The organism is Streptomyces sp. NBC_00510, from assembly GCA_036013505.1.
Lineage (GTDB): Bacteria > Actinomycetota > Actinomycetes > Streptomycetales > Streptomycetaceae > Actinacidiphila.
The window spans coordinates 8,766,762-8,790,870 of the sequence record CP107851.1; the positions used below are offsets into that span (position 1 = coordinate 8,766,762).

At 69.9% G+C, this 24,109-nt stretch carries 18 protein-coding genes and 3 pseudogenes; 12 read left to right on the forward strand and 9 right to left on the reverse strand.

The genetic code is table 11. From position 1 onward, the window contains the following. Entirely contained in the window at nucleotides 1-855 is an 855-nt protein-coding gene (locus OG937_39835) for a SigB/SigF/SigG family RNA polymerase sigma factor (GenBank protein WUD79023.1), read from the reverse strand. Between the two features lie 157 nt (nucleotides 856-1,012). After that, nucleotides 1,013-1,681 (reverse strand): TetR/AcrR family transcriptional regulator, encoded by a 669-nt coding sequence (locus tag OG937_39840; GenBank protein WUD77430.1) that lies wholly within the window; start codon nucleotides 1,679-1,681, stop codon nucleotides 1,013-1,015. Nucleotides 1,682-2,049: 368 nt separating this feature from the next. Here OG937_39840 and OG937_39845 point away from each other — a divergent pair, with 368 nt between their 5' ends. Beyond that, nucleotides 2,050-2,571 carry a cupin domain-containing protein gene (locus OG937_39845; protein WUD77431.1) on the forward strand — a complete coding sequence of 174 codons (522 nt, stop codon included), beginning with the start codon at nucleotides 2,050-2,052 and terminating at the stop codon, nucleotides 2,569-2,571. A 428-nt stretch (nucleotides 2,572-2,999) separates the two neighbouring features. Continuing rightward, a complete protein-coding gene (locus tag OG937_39850) occupies nucleotides 3,000-4,055 on the forward strand; it encodes a serine/threonine-protein phosphatase (protein ID WUD77432.1) in 1,056 nt (351 codons plus the stop codon). Nucleotides 4,056-4,085: 30 nt separating this feature from the next. Here the strand turns inward: OG937_39850 and OG937_39855 are convergent, their stop codons facing one another. After that, nucleotides 4,086-5,063 carry a helix-turn-helix domain-containing protein gene (locus OG937_39855; protein WUD77433.1) on the reverse strand — a complete coding sequence of 326 codons (978 nt, stop codon included), beginning with the start codon at nucleotides 5,061-5,063 and terminating at the stop codon, nucleotides 4,086-4,088. Nucleotides 5,064-5,377: 314 nt separating this feature from the next. On the opposite strand from OG937_39855, the pseudogene OG937_39860 reads away from it, so the two are divergent. The 5 genes and pseudogenes from OG937_39860 (at nucleotide 5,378) to OG937_39880 (ending at nucleotide 11,075) form a co-directional block, all read left to right on the forward strand. Next, nucleotides 5,378-5,583: pseudogene (locus OG937_39860) on the forward strand (GNAT family N-acetyltransferase). 105 nt (nucleotides 5,584-5,688) lie between these two features. Next, on the forward strand, nucleotides 5,689-6,306 hold the full coding sequence (locus OG937_39865) for a hypothetical protein (protein WUD77434.1): 618 nt from the start codon (nucleotides 5,689-5,691) through the stop codon (nucleotides 6,304-6,306). 193 nt (nucleotides 6,307-6,499) lie between these two features. Beyond that, nucleotides 6,500-7,993: a PepSY domain-containing protein gene (locus OG937_39870; protein ID WUD77435.1), complete on the forward strand. Its 1,494-nt coding sequence runs from the start codon at nucleotides 6,500-6,502 to the stop codon at nucleotides 7,991-7,993. Nucleotides 7,994-8,208: 215 nt separating this feature from the next. Further along, entirely contained in the window at nucleotides 8,209-8,727 is a 519-nt protein-coding gene (locus OG937_39875; protein WUD77436.1) for an SRPBCC family protein, read from the forward strand. A gap of 35 nt (nucleotides 8,728-8,762) precedes the next feature. Further along, a complete protein-coding gene (locus OG937_39880; GenBank protein ID WUD77437.1) occupies nucleotides 8,763-11,075 on the forward strand; it encodes an FdhF/YdeP family oxidoreductase in 2,313 nt (770 codons plus the stop codon). A gap of 39 nt (nucleotides 11,076-11,114) precedes the next feature. On the opposite strand, the pseudogene OG937_39885 reads toward OG937_39880, so the two are convergent. Then, nucleotides 11,115-11,270: pseudogene (locus OG937_39885) on the reverse strand (GNAT family N-acetyltransferase). 116 nt (nucleotides 11,271-11,386) lie between these two features. On the opposite strand from OG937_39885, the gene OG937_39890 reads away from it, so the two are divergent. After that, nucleotides 11,387-12,229, forward strand: coding sequence for an SDR family NAD(P)-dependent oxidoreductase (locus OG937_39890; GenBank protein ID WUD77438.1), 843 nt, complete (start codon nucleotides 11,387-11,389; stop codon nucleotides 12,227-12,229). 66 nt (nucleotides 12,230-12,295) lie between these two features. Here OG937_39890 and OG937_39895 read toward each other — a convergent pair whose 3' ends face one another. Beyond that, entirely contained in the window at nucleotides 12,296-15,673 is a 3,378-nt protein-coding gene (locus tag OG937_39895) for a S8 family peptidase (protein ID WUD77439.1), read from the reverse strand. Nucleotides 15,674-16,238: 565 nt separating this feature from the next. On the opposite strand from OG937_39895, the gene OG937_39900 reads away from it, so the two are divergent. From OG937_39900 to OG937_39910, 3 genes are all read left to right on the forward strand, one after another. Continuing rightward, a complete protein-coding gene (locus tag OG937_39900) occupies nucleotides 16,239-16,448 on the forward strand; it encodes a hypothetical protein (protein WUD77440.1) in 210 nt (69 codons plus the stop codon). Nucleotides 16,449-17,128: 680 nt separating this feature from the next. Next, on the forward strand, nucleotides 17,129-18,343 hold the full coding sequence (locus tag OG937_39905; protein WUD77441.1) for an Ig-like domain-containing protein: 1,215 nt from the start codon (nucleotides 17,129-17,131) through the stop codon (nucleotides 18,341-18,343). A gap of 93 nt (nucleotides 18,344-18,436) precedes the next feature. Further along, complete coding sequence (locus OG937_39910; GenBank protein WUD77442.1) at nucleotides 18,437-18,874, forward strand: hypothetical protein; 438 nt, start codon at nucleotides 18,437-18,439, stop codon at nucleotides 18,872-18,874. A 26-nt stretch (nucleotides 18,875-18,900) separates the two neighbouring features. Here the strand turns inward: OG937_39910 and OG937_39915 are convergent, their stop codons facing one another. After that, nucleotides 18,901-19,932 carry a magnesium and cobalt transport protein CorA gene (locus OG937_39915; GenBank protein WUD77443.1) on the reverse strand — a complete coding sequence of 344 codons (1,032 nt, stop codon included), beginning with the start codon at nucleotides 19,930-19,932 and terminating at the stop codon, nucleotides 18,901-18,903. A 399-nt stretch (nucleotides 19,933-20,331) separates the two neighbouring features. Beyond that, the gene (locus OG937_39920; protein WUD77444.1) at nucleotides 20,332-20,997 is read right to left on the reverse strand and encodes a nitroreductase; all 666 of its coding nucleotides are present in this window, start codon (nucleotides 20,995-20,997) and stop codon (nucleotides 20,332-20,334) included. A gap of 192 nt (nucleotides 20,998-21,189) precedes the next feature. Here OG937_39920 and OG937_39925 point away from each other — a divergent pair, with 192 nt between their 5' ends. After that, complete coding sequence (locus OG937_39925) at nucleotides 21,190-21,789, forward strand: TetR/AcrR family transcriptional regulator (GenBank protein ID WUD77445.1); 600 nt, start codon at nucleotides 21,190-21,192, stop codon at nucleotides 21,787-21,789. 330 nt (nucleotides 21,790-22,119) lie between these two features. Here OG937_39925 and OG937_39930 read toward each other — a convergent pair. After that, a pseudogene (locus OG937_39930) lies at nucleotides 22,120-22,662 on the reverse strand (sigma-70 family RNA polymerase sigma factor). Between the two features lie 154 nt (nucleotides 22,663-22,816). Next, nucleotides 22,817-24,043, reverse strand: coding sequence for an ABC transporter permease (locus tag OG937_39935; GenBank protein ID WUD77446.1), 1,227 nt, complete (start codon nucleotides 24,041-24,043; stop codon nucleotides 22,817-22,819). Nucleotides 24,044-24,109: the final 66 nt, after the last annotated feature.

A 24,109-nucleotide genomic window follows, 5' to 3' on the forward strand; every position in this document is an offset into this window, starting at 1 on the left:
TCAGGAGTCGGTGAGCATCCCCGCACGGAGTTTGGACAGCAGCCGCGAAAGCAGCCGGGATACGTGCATCTGGGAGAGCCCGAGTTCGACGCCGATCTGGGACTGGGTCAACTCCTGGCCGAACCGCATCTGCAAGAGGACACGTTCACGCTCACCCAACTGGTCCAGCATGGGGGCGAGCGCCCGCAGGTCCTCGACCTTCTCGATCGCCGGGTCGCAGGCACCTATCGTGTCGGCGTAGGAGCGGCTGCCACCCTCACCCTCCTCGTCAGTGGGCAGATCGAGGGAGCCGGCGTTGTAGCCGTTGGCGGCGACCATACCCTCGATGACCTCCTCCTCGCCGATCTCCAGGTACGCCGCCAGTTCCGCCACACCGGGCGGGGCGTCGAGGACCGCAGTGAGGTGGTCACGGGCCTTGGCCAGCTCCACCCGCAACTCCTGCAGGCGCCGCGGCACGTGCACGGCCCAGGAGGTGTCGCGGAAGAACCGCTTCATCTCTCCGACGATGTAGGGAACGGCGAAGGTCGTGAACTCGACCTCGCGGCTCAGGTCGAACCGGTCGATGGCCTTGATCAGGCCAATGGTGCCGACCTGCAGGATGTCCTCCTGCTCCTCGGGACCACGGCTGCGGAAACGACGGGCAGCGAAGTGGACCAGAGACACGTTCATCTCGATCAGTGTGTTGCGCGCGTAGCTGTACTCGGCTGTGCCCTCTTCAATGCTCTGCAGCCGGTCGAAGAACAGCTTCGACAACTGGCGGGCATCCTTCGGCGCGATGTGGCCGGCGTCCGCGATCCACGGCAGAGCCGCGTCCTGGAGGGCCCGTGTGGGCAGCGATCCCGCAGGGGGCTCGATGACGTCCGTGGACTGCCGCGTGGATGTCGTCACGTCATCACCCTTGAGTTGTCCGCCGTGTCAGTCACCGTGTGCCCCGAACCGCCGGTCTCATGCCGGCCCGCACGTCCACGATCCCCATCCGCAGGCCCTTGAGCGGGCCGAGTGAGGTGGATCTCTAGCTGAGCAGCCCTCGAATGACCACCTCGGCCAAAGAGTCCGTCTTTTGCCGCCACTCGTCGGTCCGCGGATCCCCCGCTTCGTTCATGCGGCGCACGAGTTGATTTTGGGCCATGACGACTGCGGGTCCCGTGAGTGCGCTGAACAGTACGTCCAAACTCATGGCCGGCATCCGGCCTGAAGCAATGAGCCGCTGCGCAAGCGGTTCGAGCTTCTCCAGGAATCGGCCGGTGTACTCGCGGTACAGATAGTTCAGACGGTCGGACTCGAAAACGGACTCATCGGAAATTATGCGGTTCGCGTGGGGCATGTTCGCGGCCAGGGAGTGATAGGTCCGAACGACGCACTTGAACTTCTCGACATCGTCCAGGTCACCCTCGAGGATGGTGATGAGCTGCTGGATGGGAGCCCTGAGGGCATGGTCGACCGCCGCGCGCCAGAACTTTTCCTTCGAACCGAAGCGGTCGTTGATGAAGTTGTGGTTGACCCCCAGGCGTTTGGCCAGTTCGCGCACGGACGCACCCGGGTAGCCCAATTCGGCGAAAGCCTCGAGTCCGCGCTGGAGGATCTCGGAATCGGTGAGGTCGACCTGTGGCGTTCTCACCCGACGGCGGCGGTCCTGCCTGTCGTCCATCTCGCCGTGTTCCGCCACTGACACCTCGCCCATCCTCCTGGTTTCCTCGGCCGAGCGACGGAATCCCTGCCGGCGGTCGGAAGCACGTCACCTGTGCCGCGGCCCGCAACCGCCCTGACGGATTGAGGGGTCGGATCGGCTACGAGAGGCGGCATCCGGTTGAAAGATTACCGTCGTGCGTCGACAGGAGCGCACAGCAGCCCACCCGCCCGCGCAGGGGCCAGGCGCCGGGAAACACGCTTCAGCGCGCGGGTGCGACGCGTGCCGGGAACCCGGGCAACCGAGCGCCGGCGGCGACCGGAGGCACGGACCCGCTTGCCTGACAGCTGTCAGGACCGGCTAGTCTGACAACTGTCAGGCGGCGGGGTCGACCGCGCCTGCTACCACTGTCAGGAGTTCTGATGAGTCTTCCCATGCTGCAGATAGACGCCGACGACCCTCGCTGGACGAAGCGTGGAGCCATCCACGTGCCCGCCGGCGAAGGCATCACCAAGTGGGTGTCCGACAACGTCTACTCGGTCAAGGTCCACACCGGCGTCACCGACGGGCACCTGGGCTTCGTCGAGGCTGACGTACCGCCCGGCGCCGGGCCGGTGGCGCACGTCCACAACCGCAACAGCGAGGCCTTCTACCTCCTCGACGGTGAACTCGAGTTCCTCAACGGCGACGAGAAGATCATCGCGCGATCGGGGGACTTCCTGTACGTTCCGCCGGGCACCCGGCACCGCTTCCTGAACAAGAGCACCCGCCACGCCAAGCTTCTCTTCCTGTTCACCCCCGGCGGCCCTGAGGTCCTCTTCATGAGGGGCGACGAGCCCGTACCCGGTGTGCCGGCCCCCGTCTGGGACGCCCGGCGATTCGCCGAGTACGGGGAATCGCTCGGCGATCTGGACATCGACTCGCCCGTGATGCCGGAAAACTGATCTGGTCGCCCATGGCCGGGTGAACTCCTCGGGCGTAATAGATGGCCAGTCGCCTATTTCGCCGTGGTCGATCCACCCGTGCGCCGATGGGGTGTAGGCGGGCGGGGGGATCGGCCAACCGGCCTCGCCCCACAGCAGCGTGTGCAGCGGCACGAACATCGCGTGACGCGGCCTCAGCACCGCCTGTCGCTCCCGGCCCGCCCTTGGCGACGTGTTTCCTGCACGAGTCGCGGGCCGCCTTCGAGGCGCCACCCTCGGGATGCTGCGTGCATGGTCAAGATCTCATGCGCCGCCGCGCAAGCTTCGTTGCTCCGCCTCGCCTACGGTCGTGGCGCGACGACCACCGGACCCCCGATGAGCGCCCGCCCCGGCGGCCGCCGCAGCCTCCCAACCGACAGGGCGGGCGCGTGGGAAAGGAGAGGTGCGGCATGACTGACCTTGAGCAATTCGACGACATGCCAGTGGTACGGCTCGTGCCCATCGCGGGGGCATTGCTGGGGGTACTCACGATCTGCGCGGCCGTTCCCTTGCGCGGTCGGGTGAAGACCGCCTGCCGTCTCCTCCAGCTGGTTGCGGCACCGGCGGCAGCCGTGGCATACGGCAGGCTGCTCCGGCTGTACCGCCGGCGGGTGGCGAGTGCCCTCGCCGTCTCCGACGCCGTGCAGGGTGTGCTGCTGCGACCGCTTCCCTCGCGTGTCGGCGGCCTCGATCTGGCTTCCGTCTACCGCGCCTGCGGCGGACAGGCCCGGGTGGGCGGGGACCTCTACGCGGTCGCCCGGGCCGACGCGGCGACCCGCATCATCATCGGCGACGTCCGGGGGAGAGGGTTGCCCTCGTTCCTCGACGTCATCGCCATCCTCGGAGCCTTCCGTGAATGGGCGCCGCAGCCCGTCTCCCTGGTCGAGCTGTCCACCCGCCTGGAGGAGAGTTTCCTGCGGTACCTGGCCGACGCGGACGACGACGCACGCTGCGACGTGGACGAACGCTTCGCGACGGCGCTGATCTTGGAGGTGCCGGACGGTGAGCCCGATGCCCGCATGGTCAACTTCGGCCATCCGCCCCCGGTGCGGGCACGCTCGGGAGAACTGGTCCTGCTGCCCGGCACGCCCTGCCCGCCGCTCGGGCTCAGCCCGCTGTGCGACATCCGCGCCCACGAGAACGCCTTCGAACTCGGCCCCCACGACACGCTGTTGCTGTACACCGACGGTCTCATCGAGGCCCGCGACTGCAGCGGGATGTCCTTCCCGCTCCTGGAACGCGCCACCTCGTGGACGTGGCATGACCAGCACCGTTTGTGTCACGAGCGCCTGCACAACGTCCTGGCGGAGATCCTCGAGGACATCGTCGCTCACTGCGGTGCCCTGCCGGCCGACGATCTCGCGATGATCGCGCTGGCCCGCCACGGAGAGGGGGGCGGGGCGGTCCTTCCCTGCCCGGCGGACCCCGACCCGTCGGAAGGCGTCAGGCCCATGCGATGGCGCTGATCATGAACGGTGCCTCGTCGTAGCCGCCGCTCAAAGGTGCCCGGGAAGACCGGTGAGGGCCATTCGGCGCCACGCGGCCGGGGAGATGCCGTAGGCGGCACGAAAGGTCCGGCTGAAGTGCGCGGGACTGACGAAACCCCATCGCTGCGCGATCGTCGCCACCGTCAACCCGGCCAGGTCAGGACGTGCGAGATCCTCGCGGCAGGCTTCCAGCCGCTGGTGGTGTATCCATCGGCCGACGGTCATGTCCTCGCCCTGGAACAACTTGTGCAGGTAGCGCACGGAGATGTGGTGCGCGGCCGCGATCACGGCCGGGGAGAGTTCCGGTCGGCCGAGGTGGGCCTTGATGTAGTCGCGGACGAGCAGCCGCATCGTCTCCTCGGCGGTGGGCGTGACGTCGGCGTTGAGTCGGCCGTCGTGTGCCACCAGCGCGGTCAGCACGTCGAGCATCCCCCGCTCCAGGTACTGCTGTGCTCCTGCCAGGCAGGTCTCGGACTCCGCCGCCGCGGCGAGCCTGGTCACGTACGCGGCGAGGATTCCGCCGATGTAATGGGTGGGGCGATACGGCTGGCCGATGACACGGGCCAGATACGCATCGGGCAGGTCCAGCATCTCGAGTGGGATGGAAGCGATGTTCTGACGGAAGCTGCCGGGAAAGTCCCTGAAGAAGGGTCGCCGGGAGTCGAGCAGGACCAGTTCTCCGGGGGTGAGGAGCGTCTCGCGTCCGTCCTGCGCCACGACGCTGCTGCCTGCTTCCTGCAGGCTCACGATGAGCGCGTTGCCGGCGTCGTTGGCGATGATCCCTCTGGTCCGGGCCATCCGTTGAGGGCTTGCCTCGACGTGGCCCACATGGATGGCACCGACCGAGGCCAGCCAGAGGGATCCGCACAACGTGCCGTCCTCGGGGGGCCGGATCTCAAGCCTGGTGACTGCCTGGTGGACTGCGTCCGTCCAGTACTCCGCCTTCTCGTGGGGCGGAAGGATGTCCGTGCGAAATGCCTGGTTCACGATGTCACCGCGTCAGCGAAAGCAAAACCTGATGACGGCCCGGGCACTCTCTGTGACGTGCCCAAGGTCGCCGCCAGCTCCAACATGGGCATGCTAAATCGTTTCATCCGGATACGGGCCGAATCGGGAAAAGACTGCGGTTTGTCCGCAGGGCACATCCTTGCGACCCCTCTGCAACTTGCTTGCTGTGTCAAGCAATATGTAGGGTCGCTGCATCAACCTGTGGGGAGGTCATGGGCGCGATCGGGCGGAAAGCGCCTGCCGCCAGGTTGTGGGGATGGAGCGGCCCGCCGGTACGCCGGCGGGCCGCCCGCCGGCTCATGCCCCAGTACTTCGGGGTCCTACCTGGGCACCGCGATCGGGGCTACGGCCGCGCGCTGAGGTGGCGGCGATGCACCAGGGGAGCGTCCACGGCGCCCCGTACCAGCCGCTGCGGACGGTGGTCGGTGGCGCGTCGGACCGGCTGTGCGGGAGCGAGGGGCTGCGGTCCCTCGGCATGGTTCGCTCGACAGAGCTGTAGGACGCGGGGTCTGACGGCGCGTAGCCAGCACAGGCCATCGTGCGCCGTCGGTGCTTCCGCGTGCCCCGTCCCTCATTCGGGTGGTCAATGGCATCATTGCTGCCCATGACATCCGGGCCCGCCTTCCGCCTCGCGCGTGCCGCGGTGTTCGCGGCCGTGTGCGTGGCGGTGACGGGTCTCGGACACGCCCTGATGTCGCGGGCGGTTCCCGGTTGGGCGGTGGGGTACGGGTTCGCCGCCACCACCGCCGGAGCGTGGTGGCTGGCGGGTCGCCGTGAGCGCGGTGCCCCGGCGGTCATGGTGGCGACCGTCGCGACCCAGTTCGCCCTGCACGGCTGGTTCAGCCTCGCCCAGGCTTTTGCCGCCGCCCCCGCCGACATGACGGCCGGACATCGGTCTTCGGCCGCCGCGGCCGCGATGCCCATGAGCACCGCCGCCATGGGCGGCTGGTCCACCGGCATGCTCTCCGCCCACACACTGGCCGCGGTCCTGTGCGGGCTGTGGCTGTGGCGCGGCGAGGCCGCGGCCTTCCAACTCGGCCGATCCCTGGCCGCTTTCCTCTTCGCCCCACTGCGCCGGGCCTCGCGCGTCCGAGCCGTCGTCACCTCACCCGCCCCCGCGACGCCCGCGTCCTTCCACGTCCCCCCACGCCTGGACCACCAGGCGGCCCTGTGGCACAGCGTCACACGGCGCGGCCCCCCGCAGCCGGCGATCTGCTCCTGACCGTCCGTCACGCCCCGTCGCGATGACGGGCGCAGTCCGGCGTGCCCGCGCACACCGCCCGCCCGGCGCATCCACGCGCGCCCGGTGCCGGAGCGGCAGGCCCGTCACGCCGTACCGCCGTGAAGGCGGACCGAATCGTCGACTTCACGAGCGCCCGCGCCCTGCGCGCCGGGCGCCGATTGGGGATGCACGCATGACTTCGACACAGGAACACACGCCGAGAGACGAGCACGGCGAAGCCGCGGTGGCCGTCGCGGAGGCCGACGGCCCCGCCGTACCACCGGCCACCTCGGGGACCGGTCCCGTACAACCCGGCCGTTCGTGGAAGGGCGTACGGGCGCTGCTCGTACGGCTGCACTTCTACGCGGGGGTGTTCGTCGCCCCCTTCCTGCTCGTGGCCGCCCTGACGGGGCTGGCCTACACCCTCACGCCCCAGCTCGACCAGCTCGTCTACGGCGACCAGCTCGGCGTGGCGGAGGTGGGTGACGAACCGCGCCCCCTGGCGGAGCAGATCGCCGCCGCCCGGGCGGCCCACCCGGAGGGCACGCTGTCCTCGGTGATCACTCCGTCCGGCCCGGAGGAGACCACGCGGGTGGTGCTGTCCCTGCCGGAGCTGGGCGAGAACCAGCGCACGGTGTTCGTGGACCCGTACACGGCCGAGGTCAAGGGTGAGCTGACCACGTGGTACGGCTCGACGCCGCTGACCACGTGGCTGGACGACCTGCACCGCAACCTGCACCTCGGTGAGACCGGGCGTCTGTACTCGGAGGTCGCCGCGAGCTGGCTGTGGGTGATCGTGGCGGGGGGTCTCGTCCTGTGGCTGGGACGCGCCCGCGGGCAGCGCGCCGCCTCGGCGCGCGGTGTACTGCTGCCGGACCGCTCCGCCCGGGGCGTACGGCGTACCCGCAGCTGGCACGCGGCCACCGGCGTGTGGATCGCCGTCGGCCTGCTCGCTCTCAGCGCCACCGGGCTGACCTGGTCCCACTACGCCGGTGACCGGTTCGGGCAGCTGCTGGACGCGGCCAAGGGGCACGCCCCCGAGCTGGTCACCTCGCTGCCCGGCGGAGCCGAGGCGACGGAGGGCGAGCGCGCGGGGCACGCCGGACACGGCACGGACCAGGGCGCGGCGTCGGCGGACCCCGCCGACTTCGACGCGGTCCTCGGGGTGGCCCGCGACGCCGGGCTCGGCGGCCGGGTGGAGCTGACGCCGCCCACGGACGACGCGGCCGCCTGGACGGTGGCCCAGGACGACGACCTGTGGCCGGTCCACTACGACCAGGTCGCCGTCGACGCCGCCAAGGGCGAGGTCACCTCGGAGAGCAGGTGGGCCGACTACCCGGTCCTGGCCAAGCTCAGCAAGCTCGGCGTCCAGGGCCACATGGGCCTGCTGTTCGGCATCGTCAACCAGATCCTGCTGGCGCTGATCGCGCTCGGCCTGATCGCCGTCATCGTGTGGGGCTACCGGATGTGGTGGCAGCGCCGGCCCACGCGTGGCGACCGCACGGCGGCACTGGGCAAGGCCCCCGCACGGGGGACGTGGCGGCAGCTGCCCCTGCCGGTGCTGATCATCGGCGTCCCGGGCGTCGCCGCGCTCGGCTGGGCGCTGCCCCTCCTGGGCATCACGCTGCTCGGATTCCTCGTCGTCGACACGGCGGTCGGGCTCGTCCGGCGGAACCGCACCGCCTAGCGTCGAAGGGGAGACGCAACGCGAACTGCCTCCGGTCCGGCACGCCCACCGTGCCGGACCGGCGGCAGTCGCGTCTTGAGCGGCAGCGCCGGAGACGCGGTCGCCACCGAACGTGACGGGAGCCGGGCGCAGCGTCCCCTCACCCCGCTCACCCACATGCGACGTCCCGGCCGGGCGGTGACACTGGAGAGAGCGTCGCCTGAAGAAGGTGGGCCATGACGACCGTCGAAGAAGTGGTCGAGATCGCGGTCCCGGTACGTACCGCGTACAACCAATGGACCCAGTTCAAAAGCTTTCCGCGGTTCATGTCCGCGGTGAAGAGGGTCGAGCAGATCAATCCCGCGGTCACCCGTTGGGTCATCGGGATCGGCCCGTTGCACCGGGAGTTCAAGGCGGAGATCGTCGAGCAGCGACCGGACTCGCACCTCGTCTGGCAGAGCCTGGAACGCAGCCCCTACCACCGGGGCACGGTCTCGTTCCGCCCCGCGGCACCGGACCGCACCGAGGTGACCGTACGCATCGAGGCCACACGCCGCGGTTTCGCGGACACCGTCACGAGTGCCCTCGGGGTCACGCGCCGCGTCGTCCGCGCCGAGCTGCGCAACTTCAAGGAGTACATCGAGGGCATCGGCGAGGAGAGCGGGGCCTGGCGGGCGTCCATCCACAACGGACACGTGCGGCCGCTGGAGCCGGAACCGCCACGGAGCCGGGTCCCGCGGTGGCCGGTCGGGTAAGCGATCCGCGGACGAGGGAACGAGGGACGCACCTCATGAAGAAGGCCCCCCGAGAAGAGCCGGACGAAACGCTCGGCGTGACTCCGCCCAAGGAATGGGCCGCGGGAGTGCCCGCGGTGCGGCACGCGCTGGAGTACTCCCTCGAGGAGACCTCGGTCGCGCGCACCGGAGTGACGCTGCTGACCATGAACCAGGTGGACGGCATCGACTGCCCCGGCTGCGCCTGGGCGGATCCCGCTCCCGGCCACCGGCACCGCAACGAGTACTGCGAGAACGGTGCCAAGCACATCAACGACGAGGCCACGACGCGGCGCATCCCCGCCGAGTTCTTCCGGCGGCACTCGGTCTCCGAGCTGGGCCGGGGGTCGGATCTGTGGCTGAACCAGCAGGGCCGGCTCACCGAACCGATGGTCAAGCGGCCCGACTCCGACCACTACGAACCGATCAGCTGGCGCGACGCCTTCGAGCTGATCGCCGCGGAGCTGAACTCGCTCGACTCACCCGACGAGGCGGTCTTCTACACCTCGGGACGGGCCAGCAACGAGGCCGCCTTCGTCCTGCAGCTCTTCGCCAGGGCGTTCGGCACCAACAACCTGCCCGACTGCAGCAACATGTGCCACGAGTCCAGCGGCAGCGCCCTGCACGAGACCCTCGGCACCGGCAAGGGAACGGTCAGCCTGGACGACCTTCACCACGCCGACCTGATCTTCCTGGTGGGCCAGAATCCGGGTACGAACCATCCGCGGCAGCTCTCCGCCCTGGAGGAGGCCAAGCGCAACGGCGCCCGCATCATCGCGGTGAACACGCTCCCGGAAGCCGGGTTGCTGCGGTTCAAGAACCCGCAGAAGCCGCGCGGGATCATCGGGCACGGCACCCAGATCGCCGACCGGTTCCTGCACATCCGCAGCGGCGGCGACCTCGCGCTGTTCCAGGGACTCAACAGGCTGCTGCTGGAGGCGGAGGACGCCCGGCCGGGCACCGTGCTCGACCATGACTTCATCCGCTCCAGCACCAGCGGTTTCGAGGAGTTCGCGCAGCACGCCCGCGGCATCGGATGGGAACAGATCCTCCCCGCGACGGGACTGACCCGCGAGGAGATCGAGGACGTACGGGACGACGTCCTGCGCAGCGAGCGCGTCATCGTCTGCTGGGCCATGGGCGTGACGCAGCATCAACACGCTGTCCCCACCATCCGGGAGATCGTCAACTTCCTTCTGCTGCGCGGCAACCTCGGCAGGGCCGGAGCCGGCGCCTGCCCGGTGCGCGGGCACAGCAACGTCCAGGGCGACCGCACGATGGGCATCTGGGAGCAGATGCCGGACTCGTTCCTTGACGCGCTGCAGCGGGAGTTCGGCTTCGACCCGCCACGCGCCCACGGTCTGGACTCCGTGAACTCGATCAAGGCCATGCGGGAGGGCCGCATCAAGGTCTTCCTCGCCCTCGCGGGCAACTTCGTCCGGGCCGCGCCCGACAGCGCGGTCACCGAGGAGGCCATGCGGCGATGCCGTCTGACCGCCCACATCTCCACGAAGCTCAACAGGTCACACGCCGTCTGTGGACGGACGGCACTCATCCTGCCGACCCTGGGCCGCACCGAACGGGACGTCCAGCCCTGCGGCGAGCAGTTCGTCACCGTCGAGAACTCGATGAGCGAGGTGCACACCTCCCGGGGACGCCTCGAACCGGCCTCCAAGCTGCTGCTCAGCGAGATCGCCATCCTGTGCCGGATCGCCCGGCACACCCTCGACGGCAGGACCGACATCCCGTGGAAGCAGTTCGAGACCGACTACGGCACGATCCGCCACCGCATCGCGCACATCCTGCCGGGGCTGCACGACTTCAACCGGCGAGTCGTCCGGCCGGGCGGCATCAGGCTGCCGAACCCCGTCAACGAGGGCGTCTTCGCCACCGCCACCGGCAAGGCCATGTTCACCAGCAACGCCTGGGCCATGCCGCAAGCCCCGGACAGGCACCTGCTGCTGCAGACCCTGCGCTCCCACGACCAGTGGAACACCATCCCGTACACCAACAACGACCGTTACCGGGGCATCCACGGCAGCCGCCGCGTCGTGCTGGTCAACCCCGCGGACCTGACGGAACTCGGCCTTCGCGAAGGACAGTCGGTGGACCTGGTGAGCGTGTGGTCCGACGACGTGGAGCGCCGTGCGGAGGGCTTCGAGGTGGTCCCCTACCCGACCGCGCTGGGCTGCGCCGCCGCGTACTACCCCGAGACCCAGGTCCTGGTGCCGCTGGAGAGCGTGGCCGAGACCAGCAACCAGCCGACCTCGAAGGGCATCGTCGTCCGGCTGGAGCCCTCGGGTACCCGCCCGGACGCCTCGCCGCTGTGAGCCAGGGCTCCGGGTGTGGCGCCGGAGAGGGCACGGCTGCTAAACGCCCGCCGGGCGCCAGTAGAGCGAGGGGTCGGGGTGGTCGGTGAACCCCAGGGCCCGGTAGAGCGGTTCACCGTCCTCGGACGCGTACAGGTCCACGCGGGCGACGTCGCGTTCCCGGAACCAGTCGAGCAGGCCCCGCATGATGGCCCGGATCGCCATCGGCCTGCTCATCCTCATCGAGGGCGGTGCCTTCGGTCTGTGAGGCCGAGGCCGCATGGATTCAGGTGCGGTCGAAGAAGCCGAAGCGGCGGATTACCGTCGTTAATATGACGCAGCCATCCCAGACCCACTCGCGCACCTGGCTGATCACCGGCGCCACCTCCGGCATCGGCCGCGAGCTGACCATCCAGGCGCTCGACGCCGGCGAGAACGTCGCCGCGCTCTCCCGCAGCACCGCGTCCCTGCACGACCTGCGTGCGGCGCACCCCGAGCAGCTGCTCCTGATCGACGCCGACGTGCGCGACCAGGAAGCCGTGACGGGGGCGGTGGAGCAGGCCGTGGACCGGTTCGGCCGGATCGACGTGGTCTCGAACAACGCGGGATACGGCCTTTTCGGCGCCGTCGAGGAGGCCACCGACGAGCAGGCCCGCGCCATCTTCGACACGAACGTCTTCGGGGTCCTGAACGTGCTTCGCGCGACCCTGCCCGTGCTGCGCGCACGGCGCTCCGGCCACATCTTCCAGGGTTCCTCGCTCTACGGGCAGTGCGCCCATTCCGGCGTCGGTCTCCTGGCGGCGACCAAGTACGCCGTCGAAGGTCTGTCGGACGCCCTCGCCGACGAGCTCGCCCCGCTCGGGATCAAGGTCACCATGGTCCAGCCCGGTCCCACCGCCACGGCCTTCCTCGACAACCTCGACGTCGCGGCCGCCATCGACGACTACGACCAGACCGTCCGCGAGGTCCAGAAGGCCATCGGCGCACAGCCCGCGTCCGCCTATTCGTCACCGGCCCGCATCGCAGCGGGCATCCGATCAGCCGCGGACAGCGACGCCCCGCCCCTGCGACTGGCCCTCGGCGTCTTCGGCGCGGACGCCATGCGCACCGCCCTCACCGCACGCCTGGCCGACCTGGACGGCTGGGCCGGGACGACCCGCGCGGTCGACGCGTGACCCCGGACGTCGGGAGCGGACGAGCCCCGGGCCGACGGCCCGGGGCTCGCGCATGGAGCGGAATGCCTACGCGGTGATGCGGTAGGCGCGGTAGATCGTCTGCTTCACGGTGTTGCCGTCGGCGTCGGTGAGCACGACGCGCAGGGAGACGGTGCCCGGGCGGGCGGGGTGGCGCAGTTCGAGCCGCTCACGGTCGGTGACCTTGGCCGGCTTCCAGCTCCTGCCGCCGTCGTAGGACACCGAGAACGCCAGCTTGCGGGCGGTGCGGGCGGTGGCCGCGCCCTCGACCGTGAACGGGACGGTGAAGGCCCTGCCCGCCGTGGCCGTGCTGGCCGCCTGGAGCTTGGGCGTGAAGCGCACCGCCGACAGCGGCAGCCACGTCATGGTGTCGCCTGAGACATGGGCGGAGCGGAAGGTCCACTCGGCGGTCACCCGGGTGCTGACCGCGGAGAGCGACGCGGCGCGGGAGACGTCCGTGGTGAGCCGGTAGGCCCGCGCCTCGGCGGGCAGGGTGTGCGTGTCGCCGTCCAGGGGCGTGTCCGAGGTGAACACCGGCGTGCCGTCCGCGTACAGCGCGCTCGTGGCCTTGGTGTAGTCGGAGACGCCGACATGGCCCGCGCCGTCGGAGAACAGCGGCACGTAGGCGCTGAAGTCGTCGCCGAGACGGACCGCGCCCGACGCCTCCCCACCCGCGGTGTACAGGTGCGGGCCGAATACGCCGATGTTGAAGCGCTGCGCGTACGTCGTGCCCGCGGCGTAGGCCCTGGCCCGGGTGACGGTCTGGCCGCCGTCCCACACGGGTTCGCCGTCCGCGCCCGGAGCGCCGTACTGGCCGGTGGCGTACTGCCACTTCACGCCCGGTAGGACGTAGTCGGTGACGGTGCGCGGCAGGGCGCCCTCCTCCGGGTGGAAGTCGAACCAGTTGCCGCTGGGCGTCAGGGGTGCGGCGACGAGGCTGCCGGTCTTGCCCGCGGCGGGCGCGCCGAGGGTGAGCGCGAGCTTGGCGAAGTCCTGGCGTCGCAGCTTCGCGGTGAATCCGGAGAGATCGCCGGTGCGGTTCGAGGCCGGTCGGTAGTTCACCGTGCCGTGGGTCCACGTCCCGTTGTACTGCGCGAACGCCTCGCCTGCGGGAAGCGGGGCCCCGAGTTGCCCGACGCGCAGGTTGCCGAAGCCGCCCATGTCGTAGGTGGAGGTGTAGCCGGATCCGTTGTCGCTGACGCCGAAGTTGAGTGTGGCGTCGGTGTTCTCGGCCGCGCGGTCGGGCACGGTGATCCGGACGGGCCTGGCCTTGCGGGCGTCCATGACCAGGGTGGTGTCCCGGGTCAGCGAGAACTTCGGGTGCAGCAGCAGGGCCAGCTTCCCGTCGTCGGGGCCCGCCCCGGCGGAGACGCGGCCTTCGAGGGCGTAGCGGCCCTTGGGCAGCCGCACCGTGAACTCTCCGTCCGTGCGGTCGGAGTAGTCCCGCCAGATGTCATTGTCCAGGCCGTACACGCCCGTCTCGGAATCGGCGGTGGGCTTGCCCCCCAGATCCAGGTGCCTGACCGTCAGGTTGTACGACTCCTGCTCGCGGTTCACGCCGATGGCGGTCCGCACGGTGGTGTCCCGGGCCGTCGCGGTCACGGAGCCGCCGAACGCGCCGTCGGCCGTGCCCGCGTGGCTGTCGGCGGTCACCGCGGCGGTCGCGGTGCCGGCCGCCGGGATCGTGAGCCGCTTCGGCGAGACGTCGAACATGCCCTCGGCGGCCGGCTTCCCGTCCTCGCCGAACGCCTCGGTCGCCAGGTCGACGGTGACCGGACCGTCACCGTCGTTGCGGTAGGTGATCTCCTTGGTGACGGGCTCGTCGTCCGCGTGCGGCCACCGGGCGGTGCCGAAGTCCAGCGAGGTGGGGCTGCTGGTCACGTGCTGACGTATCGCCCGCGCGATGTCGGTGCGGCCGGTGCCCTGAGCGAACGCGGCCAGGTCCGGGGCCGGTGCGGCGGAACCGGTGAGGACGGCCTTGATCCGCTCGCCGGTCCAGTCCGGGTGCTGCTGGGCCAGGATCGCGGCGGCGCCCGCCACATGCGGGGTGGCCATCGACGTACCGCTCATCGACACGTAGCCGTCGGCCGCCTGGTCGCCCTCCACGCCCTCCGCGGCCTTCGCGGCGACGATGTCCACGCCGGGGGCGGTGAGGTCGGGCTTGAGGGAGCCGTCGGCGGTGGGGCCCCGGCTGGAGAACTCCGCGATGACGTCCGTCCGGTCCACCGCGCCCACGGTGAGCGCGGCGGCGGCGCTGCCCGGGGAGCCGATCGTGCCCGCGGCGGGGCCGCTGTTGCCCGCGGCGACGACGAAGAGGGTGCCGGAGTCCGCCGACAGCTCGTTCACGGCCTGCTCGACCGGGTCGGTCTCCGGGGTGCCGTCGCTGCCGAGGCTGAGGTTGACCACCTTCGCGCCCTGGGCGACGGCCCATTGCATGCCGGCGATGATGCCGGAGGGGCTGCCCGATCCGTCGTCGCCGAGGACCTTGCCGCTGATGATGCGGGCGCCGGGCGCGACGCCCTTGTACTTCCCACCCGACCGGGCCCCGGAGCCCGCGACGGTCGAGGCCACGTGCGTGCCGTGGCCCACGCGGTCGACGGTGTCCGGTGACTCGGAGAAGTTCACCTGCGCGTCGACGCGGTCCTCCAGGTCCGGGTGCGTTGCGTCCACCCCGGTGTCCAGCACCGCGACGGTGACACCGGCGCCGTCGTAACCGGACGCCCAGGCCGCGGGGGCGCCGATCTGCGCCGTGCTGCGGTCCAGACTCGCCGTGACCTTGCCGTCGAGCCAGATCCTCTCGACCTTCGCCGAGGTGGCGGCGGCCGACGAACGGGCGCTCGCGCCACTGCCGGTGAGGGTCCGCCACAGCGCCGCGGCCTCGGACTTGCGGGCCCGCAGGGCGTCGCCGTTGACACTGGGCAGGTCGCGGGTGACGCGGGCGCCGGAGTCCGACAGCGTACGCGCCGCGACGGGACCGCCCTTGGTGTAGGTGACGATGAGCGGCAGGTCGGGCCGTGAGGAATCGTCGTATCCGAAACTCACCAGCCGCGTCACGTCGAACAGTTGCCGGTCGGCGGTGCCGTCCGCGATCAGCCGTTCGGCGTCGCGCGGCACGGCGTAGGTGTCACCGTCGGCCGCGCGGGATATCCGGAACGCCATGCCCTCCCGGCCCGTGGCGGCCGTGACGCCGAGGACCTTGCCGGCGGCGTCCAGCGCCACCTTGTCGCCGGTGACGAGGGTGACCGTCCGCCTGGTGGCGTCGGAGCCCGCGCCGAACGCGGACCCGGGACTCAACCGGGTATGGGACGCGCCCTCGGCCGGCGCGGCCTGGACGGCGCCGACCGTTCCGCTCAGCAGGGCAGCGGCGATGGCGATGGCGGTGAAGGGGGCGAACGCCGCAACCGGCGCTCGTCTCTTGTGCGTCAAGGCATGCCTTTCTTACCGGGCACGGCGAAGCGGCCGGTGTCAGTGGGAAAGTGCGGAGGCAGCGGGAACAGCCGTCGGACGGCCACTTCTTCCCGCCCCGCACGGAGACGGATGCGGTGCTGGCGGCGGTCAGACCCGGCGCAGCGGAGACCGTCGCCGGGCCTGTGACGACACGGGAATCAGCCTGCCCACGCGGCCGGGCTCCGCCGGGAGTGATCTGCTCTCATCGGTTCCTCCCCATACGGGCCGGGCACTGGTCGCGGTCCCCTGTTACCTGTCGACCCCGTCCGCCGAGTTCCCGATTTCCCCGGACCGGTTTCCCCGCACCCTCGGTCCCGCCCGTCCACACGATCTGCCGCGCACCCTGCCGCAGGCCGCCGACCCTTCCGCCGCGCCTGGGCCTTCGGGAGGGTTCCCCTGAGGCCCAGGCGCGGCTCCCCACCGTCAGGGCGGCGTCAGGGTTTGCCGCGGAGCGAGATCGCGGCCTGACCTGCGGGCATAGCCTCATTAGCGGACGCGGGCCCGTGCCCGAGTCGCGCACTTCCCTCGCTCCAGGAGGAACACCATGTGCCTGTACGTGTACGGGGAAGACCCCGAACCCGCCGAAACCGACCCGACTGGGCTTCTCTTCGTCCCCGCCCAGTCGGGTTCCGTCGGCTGCGCGCCCCGCTACTTCACCGCCGACCGGGAGAACGCCGATGGGGCGGCGCTCGGCACCGAGGGGGAGGCCGCCGACGGCGACCTGGCGATGCCGCCGTCCCGCAGTCGTACATGACGCGCTCCCCCGAGGTGCGACGGCCGACACCGCTGCGGCAACAGCCTCCGAGGGGCAAAGCCCTGCGCCCGAGGGCCGATGCCGCTGAGACGCAGGGAGCCGAGGCAGCTCAGGTCAGTAGCCGCCGGGTCCGTCGAATCTGAAGCATTCACCGGCCCAGTGCTGGCGTGCAGCATCCTGTCTCGGGTGTACGGGCCGTACTGCCCGTCGGCGGTCACGCCGCTCTTCTTCTGCGTGCGCTTGAGAGCCGCCTCGGTTGCGCTGGTCTTCCGCACCTCGGCCATTTGATAGGCCGGCCAGGAAATAGCCAGAGCCCGCAGTGGAATCCGACTGGTGTGTAGGCGGTGATTTCCGTGTCGTGCGTGCGGGCGGGAGCCTCACCGCGGATGATCTCGCGCCGGGGTCAGGGGTTGCGCACGGGAGGCGATAGCGCACCCCTGTCACGCACGTGTTCTGCCCCACACTTCCCGGGATGCGGTCACGGACCGACGACCCCGGCAGGTCGTACGTACGCAGAGCAAGGCTCGATCGAGGGCCGGAGGGCCGTGGCCCGCGACGCACGCGGACCGCAGGAAACGCGTCTGCCGACGACATTGGAGACCTGAGTGAAGCGTGCAGATACCGGAACAGCCACCGACCCGCGACCGTCCGGCAAACGGCGAGCAGGGTCGGCAGCGGCGGTGCTGCTCGCCGTCGGGGCGATCACGCTGACCGCCTGCGGGGGAGACAAGGCGGGCACGGCCGGTTCCGACAACAGCGCCAAGCCGCAGGCTTCCGTCGACGCCGCGGCCGCCGAGGACTCCTCCGATGCCCGCATAACGATCAGTCCCAAGACCGGGGCCGGCGATGTGAGCATCATCAGCGGCGCCAGGGTCTCGGTCACGGGCGGGGAACTCCTCTCCGTCGCCATGACCTCGGTCGCCGACGGCTCCGACGTCAAGGGCACGATCTCCGCGGACGGCTCGAGCTGGGCGCCCGACGGCCCGCTGAAGCGGGAGACCCAGTACAAGATCGCCGCCAAGGCGGAGGACGGCAAGGGCCGCAAGGCCGCCGAGAACTCCACCTTCACCACGGTCACCTCCGCGCACAGCTTCATCGGCTACTACACGCCCGAGAACGGCCAGACCGTCGGCATGGGCATGCCGGTCTCGATCAACTTCACCAAGGCGATCGAGGACAAGAAGGCCGTCCAGTCGGCGATCGCGGTGACCTCCAGCAGCGGCCAGGAGGTCGTCGGCCACTGGTTCAACTCCACCCGGCTCGACTTCCGCCCCGAGTCGTACTGGCAGGCCGGCTCCACCGTCACCCTCAAGCTGAACCTCGACGGCGTCGAGGGCTCCTCCGGCGTCTACGGCGTCCAGGAGAAGACCGTCAGCTTCAAGATCGGCCGCAGCCAGGTCTCCACGGTCGACGCCTCGACCCACCGGATGAAGGTCGTCCGCGACGGCAAGGTCATCCGCGACATCCCGATCTCCGCAGGCTCGGACGAGAACACCACCTACAACGGCCAGATGGTGATGTCCGAGAAGTTCACCGAGACCCGGATGAACGGCGCCACCGTCGGCTTCACCGACGACGACGGCAAGGGCGAGTACGACATCAAGGACGCACCGCACGCCATCCGCCTCACCACCTCCGGCACCTACATCCACGGCAACTACTGGGGCGCCGACTCGGTGTTCGGCAACGCCAACACCAGCCACGGCTGCATCGGCCTGAACGACACCAAGGGCGCCAAGGACACCTCCACCGACGCCTACTGGTTCTACACGAACTCGATCATCGGCGACATCGTGATCATGAAGAACTCCAAGGACAAGACCGTCGACCCGGCGAACGGCCTCAACGGCTGGAACATGAACTGGAGCGCCTGGAAGGCCGGCAGCGCGGTCTGAGACCGCGGCCGCGGGGTGCCACGCGCACGGCGAAGCCCCAAACGCGGCAGCCCGGTCGAGCGGGCCTTCGGCTCACGGATAGGCTCCGCCAACATGACGCGTGCGTGGATCTTGCCAATGCTGCTCGTGGTCTGCGGCTCGGTTGTCGCGACCGGGCTGGTCCGCAGGGGGAGCCCCGGTGAGGCCGCAGCCTTCTTCGTGGGGTTCGTGCTGTTCGCATGCGTGAACTCGCCGCTGGTCTTCCCCAGAGGCATCAGTGCGTCGGAGGCGCAGCGCCGGAGCGCGGTCGACGGCCGCCCGGTCGTCTTCTGGCGGCCCGGCTGCAAGTACTGCCTGCGCTTGCGCGTCCGCCTGGGGAGGAGAGCCCACCAGTTGCACTGGGTCGACATCTGGCGCGACCCGGCCGGTGCCGCGGCGGTCAGGGCGGCCAACGACGGCAACGAGACCGTGCCGACCGTCGTCGTGGCCGGCCGGCCGCATACGAACCCTGACCCGGATTGGGTGCGCGAACAGCTCACCCCTCTCGCCTGATCAGCAGCGACGGCTGCGCGGCGGGGTCAGAGCCATCTGTTGCGGCGCAGGGCGCGGTAGATGACGGTGCAGATGAGGGCGATGACGGCAAGGACTGCCGGATAGCCGTAAGTGGCCCTCAGCTCGGGCATGTGGTCGAAGTTCATGCCGTAGATGCCGACGATCAAGGTGGGGAAGGCGACGAGGGCCGCCCAGGCGCTGATGCGCCGCATGTCGGCGTTCTGCTGGACGTTGATCTGGGCGATGCTGGCGCCGAGTATGCCGGTGACGAGTTCCTCGAAGGTGATGATCTGCTCGGCGACCCGTTGGTGGTGGTCGGCAACGTCGCGGAAGTAGGCGGGCACCTGGCCCGGCACGTGCGGGATCGATTGCTCGCTGAGGTGCTGCAGGGCGGGGGCAAGCGGCATCACGGCGCGCTTGAACGCCAGAAGTTCCCGTTTGAGCTGGTAGATGCGTGCGGGGTCGACGGGGAGGTCGGGGGAGAAGACCTCGCTCTCCAGGGTGTCGATGTCGCCGTCGAAGGCGTCGGCGACCTCCAGGTAGCGGTCGACGACCAGGTCGGCGACCGCGTGCATGACGGCAGCCGGTCCGTGGCCGAGCTGTTGCGGGTCGGCCTGGAGCTGGCGGCGCACGTGGTCGAGGGGCGGAGCGCTGCCGTGGCGGACGGTGATGGCGAAATCGGGGCCGGCGAAGACCATGATCTCGCCGGTGTCGACGATCTTGCTGGTCGCGGTGACCTTCTCGTGGTCGACGTAGACGATGGTCTTCAGGACCAGGAACAGTGTGTCGCCGTAGCGTTCCAGCTTGGGCCGCTGGTGGGCGTGGACGGCATCCTCCACGGCCAGGGGGTGCAGGTCGAAGGCGTCGGCGACCTGCTGGATCTGGTCGGCGGTCGGCTCGTAAAGACCGATCCATGCGAACCGCCCGGCTTGACCGTCCCGCCGCTCCACAAGCGCGTCCAGATCCAACCGGCCGGGCATTCGACGGCCGTCCTCGTACAGGGCGCAGTACTCGACCGCGGACGGCAGCCGGGATACGTCCCTGTCCTGTTGCGCCATCCGCTGTCCCCGACTCCTAGTCCGACGTTCCGACGCGGCGTTTCCGCGGCAGTGATCCGCCCCCACTGCAGCGGGCCAGGCCCGTGGTGCCACCCCTCGCCAGGGGGCGAGGGTCGAGCCGTCGTGCGGTTCGTCGGAAGGGCCGGCCAGTTCGTGGACGACTACTTCGGGGAGGAGACCCGCACGGACGTCGCGTCACGGCCAGGCCTCATGCAGCACATGAGCGGGGTGACGACGAGCGTGCGTCAGGTGCAGACTGGCCCGAAGGCCCCACGGACTCCCTGCCCTGGGCCAGCCTGCACACGTAGAGACCGGGTAGCGCGTCGTCTTGTGACACGGACCGCCCGCGTCCGGCAGTTCGACATGACCGGCGGAACGCCGCGTGGGGTGCGCCGCGGTCTAATCGCCGACGAACTCCACCGTCTCGGTGAGTGACGCCCGCGCGGGGCGGGGGTGACGTGCGGTGACGTCCTCGAACCCTATGGACATGCCGCAGAAGAGGATGAGCTCGCCCGGGGGAGCGAGGACCTCTGCGACGGTCTTGTGGTACTTCGCCCATGCCATCTGCGCGCAGCTGTGCAGTCCTTCGGTGCGGAGCAGCAGCATGACGGACTGCAGGTACATGCCGACGTCGGACCACTGGGGCTTGCTCATGTCGCGGTCGACGTAGCAGAACAGGGCGGCGGGTGCGCCGAAGCAGTCCCAATTGGCGGCGGCGGCCCTTTGGCGCGCCTCCAGGTCATGGCGCTCGATCCCGAGGGCGCTGTAGCGCTGTTCCCCGAAGGCGGCCCGGCGCTCGCGGTACGGGGACTGCAGTGCCGGCGGATACTGCTCGTACTCCGGCTCGTCCCAGGCGTCGCCCGCGATCACCCGTTCGCCGGCGCGCTTCTTGAGCTCGGCCAGCGGCCCGCCGGTCACCACGTAGACGTGCCACGGCTGCAGGTTCGACGCGGAGGGGGACCAGGCGGCGGCAGCCAGCACGCGCTCCAGCACCTCGCCGGGGACCTGCCGGTCGGTGAAGGCGCGGACTGCCCGTCGGCTCGTGACCGCCTCGTAGACATCCATGACCAACCACCTCCAAATAGTGTTAACTCGCATGATTGACAGCTAAAGCAGTCGAAATGTGACACATGGGTGCCGTCCTCGTCGTGCGAGGAGGCTGAGACTGCTGCGGCTGCCCTCTGTGGAGCCGGCCCGGGCCAAGCCCGGCGTGATAAGTTAATACGAAGGTTCGTTTTTCGTGCGGAGGATGGATCCATGCCCAAGGTCACGCCGGAGTACATGGAAGCCCGCCGTCAGCAGATCCTGGACGCGGCGCGCCGTTGCTTCCTGCGCGATGGGTTCCATTCGACGTCCATGCAAGATCTGTTCGCCGAGTCGGGCCTGTCGGCCGGCGCCGTGTACCGGCACTTCGCCAGCAAGAACGAGATGATCACGGCGATCGTCGAGGAGAGCGTGCGCGATGTCCTCGCCATGGTCCAGAGCGTCGCGAGGAACCGGCCCGGCGGTTCCTTCGGGGACCTCATGGCCGACGTCCTGGAAGTCGTGAAGGTCAAGACCGCTGAGCAGAGCATCGCCGGGCTCTCCGTGCTGGCCTGGTCCGAGGCGCTGCGGAACCCTTCGCTGGCCAGGCAACTCGACGATCTGATGGCCCAGATGCGCACGGCACTGGCCGACGTCATCCGTGAGCACCAGCAGAGCGGCACCCTCCCGCGCGAGGTCTCTCCCGAGGCGATGGCCGCCGCGTTCATGTGCATGCTTCCCGGCTACATCCTCCAGTTGGCGATGGACGACTCCGCGCTGGACGGAGTGCCAGGCGCCCTGCGAGCGCTCTGGCCGGCTCCGGCGACGTCCTGACGCGCGGGCCCGCCGCAGGCCTCGTGGCCGCTCCGCGTCCGGATCACGATCCGGACGCGCCACCGCACGTCCCCGTCGCCCATGGCCCAGTGTCATCTGCTTCCCGGCATCGGTGGGCCGACGGGGCCACGCACGCCCGTCCCGCATCCGGCTGTGCCGGCGCGCCCCGGCGGCGAGCGGGCAGTCCCGTGGCTCCGACGACCGGCCGGTCGTCGGAGCCACGGGACTACCCACCTCGTACGGTCACGCGGATACGTGACGCCTGCTCAAAAGACCTATTCGCAGGCATGGTTGCCCTTCCGAACGCATGACTCCTCCGCCGGGGCAGGCGACGTCCTCCGCGAACAGCCTTTCGAGTGGGGCGACGTTCCCCGCCCGGGCCGCCACCAGGAAGGAGACGAGAAACCGTTGGTGGTCGGCGGCTGAGACGCTGGCCCGTTTCTGCGCGGCCAGTCGCTTGCGGGCGCGGCTCACCAGTTGGCGCACGTTGACCTGGGACTGTCCGATGACCTCCGCGATCTGCCCGTAGGGGTACTCGAACGCCTCCCGGAGCACGTACGCCGCCCGTTCCGCGGGCGTGAGCCTCTCCATGAGCATCAGCACCGCGACCTTCAGCGCTTCCGCCTTCTCGGTGCCCAGTGCGGGATCACTCATGGGGTCGGGCGACTCCGGCGGCTGGTCGCCGACGTAGTTCTCCCGGCGGACCCTCGCGGATTGCAGCACGTTGATCGTCAGCCTGGTCACCATCGTGGTGAGGAAGGCATCGGGGTTCTGCACCTTGGAGCGGTCGTAGGTCTGCCAGCGGATCCAGGCTTCCTGGAGGACGTCTTCGGCGTCGCCGATGTTGCCGAGCATCCGGTAGGCGATCCCGAACGTGATGTTGCGGACGTCGTGGAACGCCGTTTGCGCGTCCATCAGGTCCTCGGTGCGCTCCGCGGACTTCGACGACATGGTTCATTTCCTTGCGTTCGGTGCGTTGGCCGGCTGTCGCCGTCTCCCGCGCGGAGGCGAGGACGAGCCGCCTTCCTCATCCGTGGGCGGCGTGCCGGGCGTGCGAGTGCGTGCGGAACACCGGTGCGGGCGTCACGGTCGTCGTGGTGCCGGCCGTGTCCGGGGCGACCGCACTCGTGTCGTCGGCGTCGAGCCGGTCCTCCCCCAAGGTGCCGTTCGCGACCGCGGAGCGTCGTCGGCCCCCGATGAGGGCTGCGGCCAGGCCCAGGGCGCTCCACAGGGCGAGGACGACGATGTGTCCCGCGGATGCGTTCCCGTCGAAGTAGGCAGTGCTGCGCAGAAGGCCCGCGCCGGCACCCGGCGGGAGCCACTGGCCGATTTCGTCCACGGCCTTGGGCAGCAGTTCCGGTGCGGACGTGCTGCCGGAGAAGGGGTTCCCCACGAAGACCATGAGTGCGACGCTCAGTCCGAGCCCGGGGGGACCGATGAGGGTGACCAGGCCGAAGCTGGTCGCGCTGATGGCGAGCAGGGTGAAGGACAGGGCCGCCCAGGTGGCCACGTGCTGGTGCGGCAGGGCACCGAGAAGGCCTTGGGCGATGAGGTAGGCGGCGAGTCCCGTCACGGCGCACGCGGCGACCAGGTCGACCAGCCTGCGGCGTACCGAGACGCGACCGGGTGTCAGCGCGATGAGCGCTGCGATGATGATGCTGCACACGGTGAGCGGGAGAAGGGCCGAAACGAAGACGACGCCGCGCGGGTCGCTCGCGGAGATCGGGACGATGTCGACGGTCTTCACCTTCACCTTGGTGATCTTCTTCGCGGCGGCCTTCTTTGCGGCGGCCTTCTTCGCGGCGGTGGACCGGACGGACGCGTCGCTCGGCGGCGTCGGGTCCTTCGCCGCCGCCTTCGCCGCTTTCGCCGCCTGGTCCGCCAGGTGCTGGCCGGACGTGGTCAGCAGCTGGGCGACGGGCATGCTCGCGGCGGTGGCCTCCAGCACGGTGACGTGGCCCGGAGTGATGACGAAGGCGCCGTAGATCTCCCGGTGCTTGATCGCTGAGCGCGCCGATGCCTGGTCCGCGTAGAGGTGGAAGTCGAATCCGTCCGGCTTGCCGTGCGTCAGTCCCTCGACCGCCTTCTGGCTGGCCGCGCTGGTGCCGACGACCCCTACGGGTAGATCGCGGGGCGCGATCCGCGACGCGGGCCACGCGAACGCCATCACGGCCAGAGAGATCACCAATGGCAACGCCACGGTCGCGATGACGGTCCTGTGCCATGACTGCAGCCCCGTCGATGGCTTTTTCACGCCATGCCTCCACAAAGACGAATGATCATTTTATTTACTGCTCCAGTGTGGGGTTGTCGTGGGAAA

Coding starts and splice junctions, on each gene's coding strand:
- OG937_39840 (WUD77430.1), bottom strand. CDS start 1,681: ATGGGCGAGGTGTCAGTGGCGGAACACGGCGAGATGGACGACAGGCAG.
- OG937_39845 (WUD77431.1), top strand. CDS start 2,050: ATGAGTCTTCCCATGCTGCAGATAGACGCCGACGACCCTCGCTGGACG.
- OG937_39850 (WUD77432.1), top strand. CDS start 3,000: ATGACTGACCTTGAGCAATTCGACGACATGCCAGTGGTACGGCTCGTG.
- OG937_39865 (WUD77434.1), top strand. CDS start 5,689: ATGACATCCGGGCCCGCCTTCCGCCTCGCGCGTGCCGCGGTGTTCGCG.
- OG937_39870 (WUD77435.1), top strand. CDS start 6,500: ATGACTTCGACACAGGAACACACGCCGAGAGACGAGCACGGCGAAGCC.
- OG937_39875 (WUD77436.1), top strand. CDS start 8,209: ATGACGACCGTCGAAGAAGTGGTCGAGATCGCGGTCCCGGTACGTACC.
- OG937_39880 (WUD77437.1), top strand. CDS start 8,763: ATGAAGAAGGCCCCCCGAGAAGAGCCGGACGAAACGCTCGGCGTGACT.
- OG937_39890 (WUD77438.1), top strand. CDS start 11,387: ATGACGCAGCCATCCCAGACCCACTCGCGCACCTGGCTGATCACCGGC.
- OG937_39900 (WUD77440.1), top strand. CDS start 16,239: ATGTGCCTGTACGTGTACGGGGAAGACCCCGAACCCGCCGAAACCGAC.
- OG937_39910 (WUD77442.1), top strand. CDS start 18,437: ATGACGCGTGCGTGGATCTTGCCAATGCTGCTCGTGGTCTGCGGCTCG.
- OG937_39915 (WUD77443.1), bottom strand. CDS start 19,932: ATGGCGCAACAGGACAGGGACGTATCCCGGCTGCCGTCCGCGGTCGAG.
- OG937_39920 (WUD77444.1), bottom strand. CDS start 20,997: ATGGATGTCTACGAGGCGGTCACGAGCCGACGGGCAGTCCGCGCCTTC.
- OG937_39925 (WUD77445.1), top strand. CDS start 21,190: ATGCCCAAGGTCACGCCGGAGTACATGGAAGCCCGCCGTCAGCAGATC.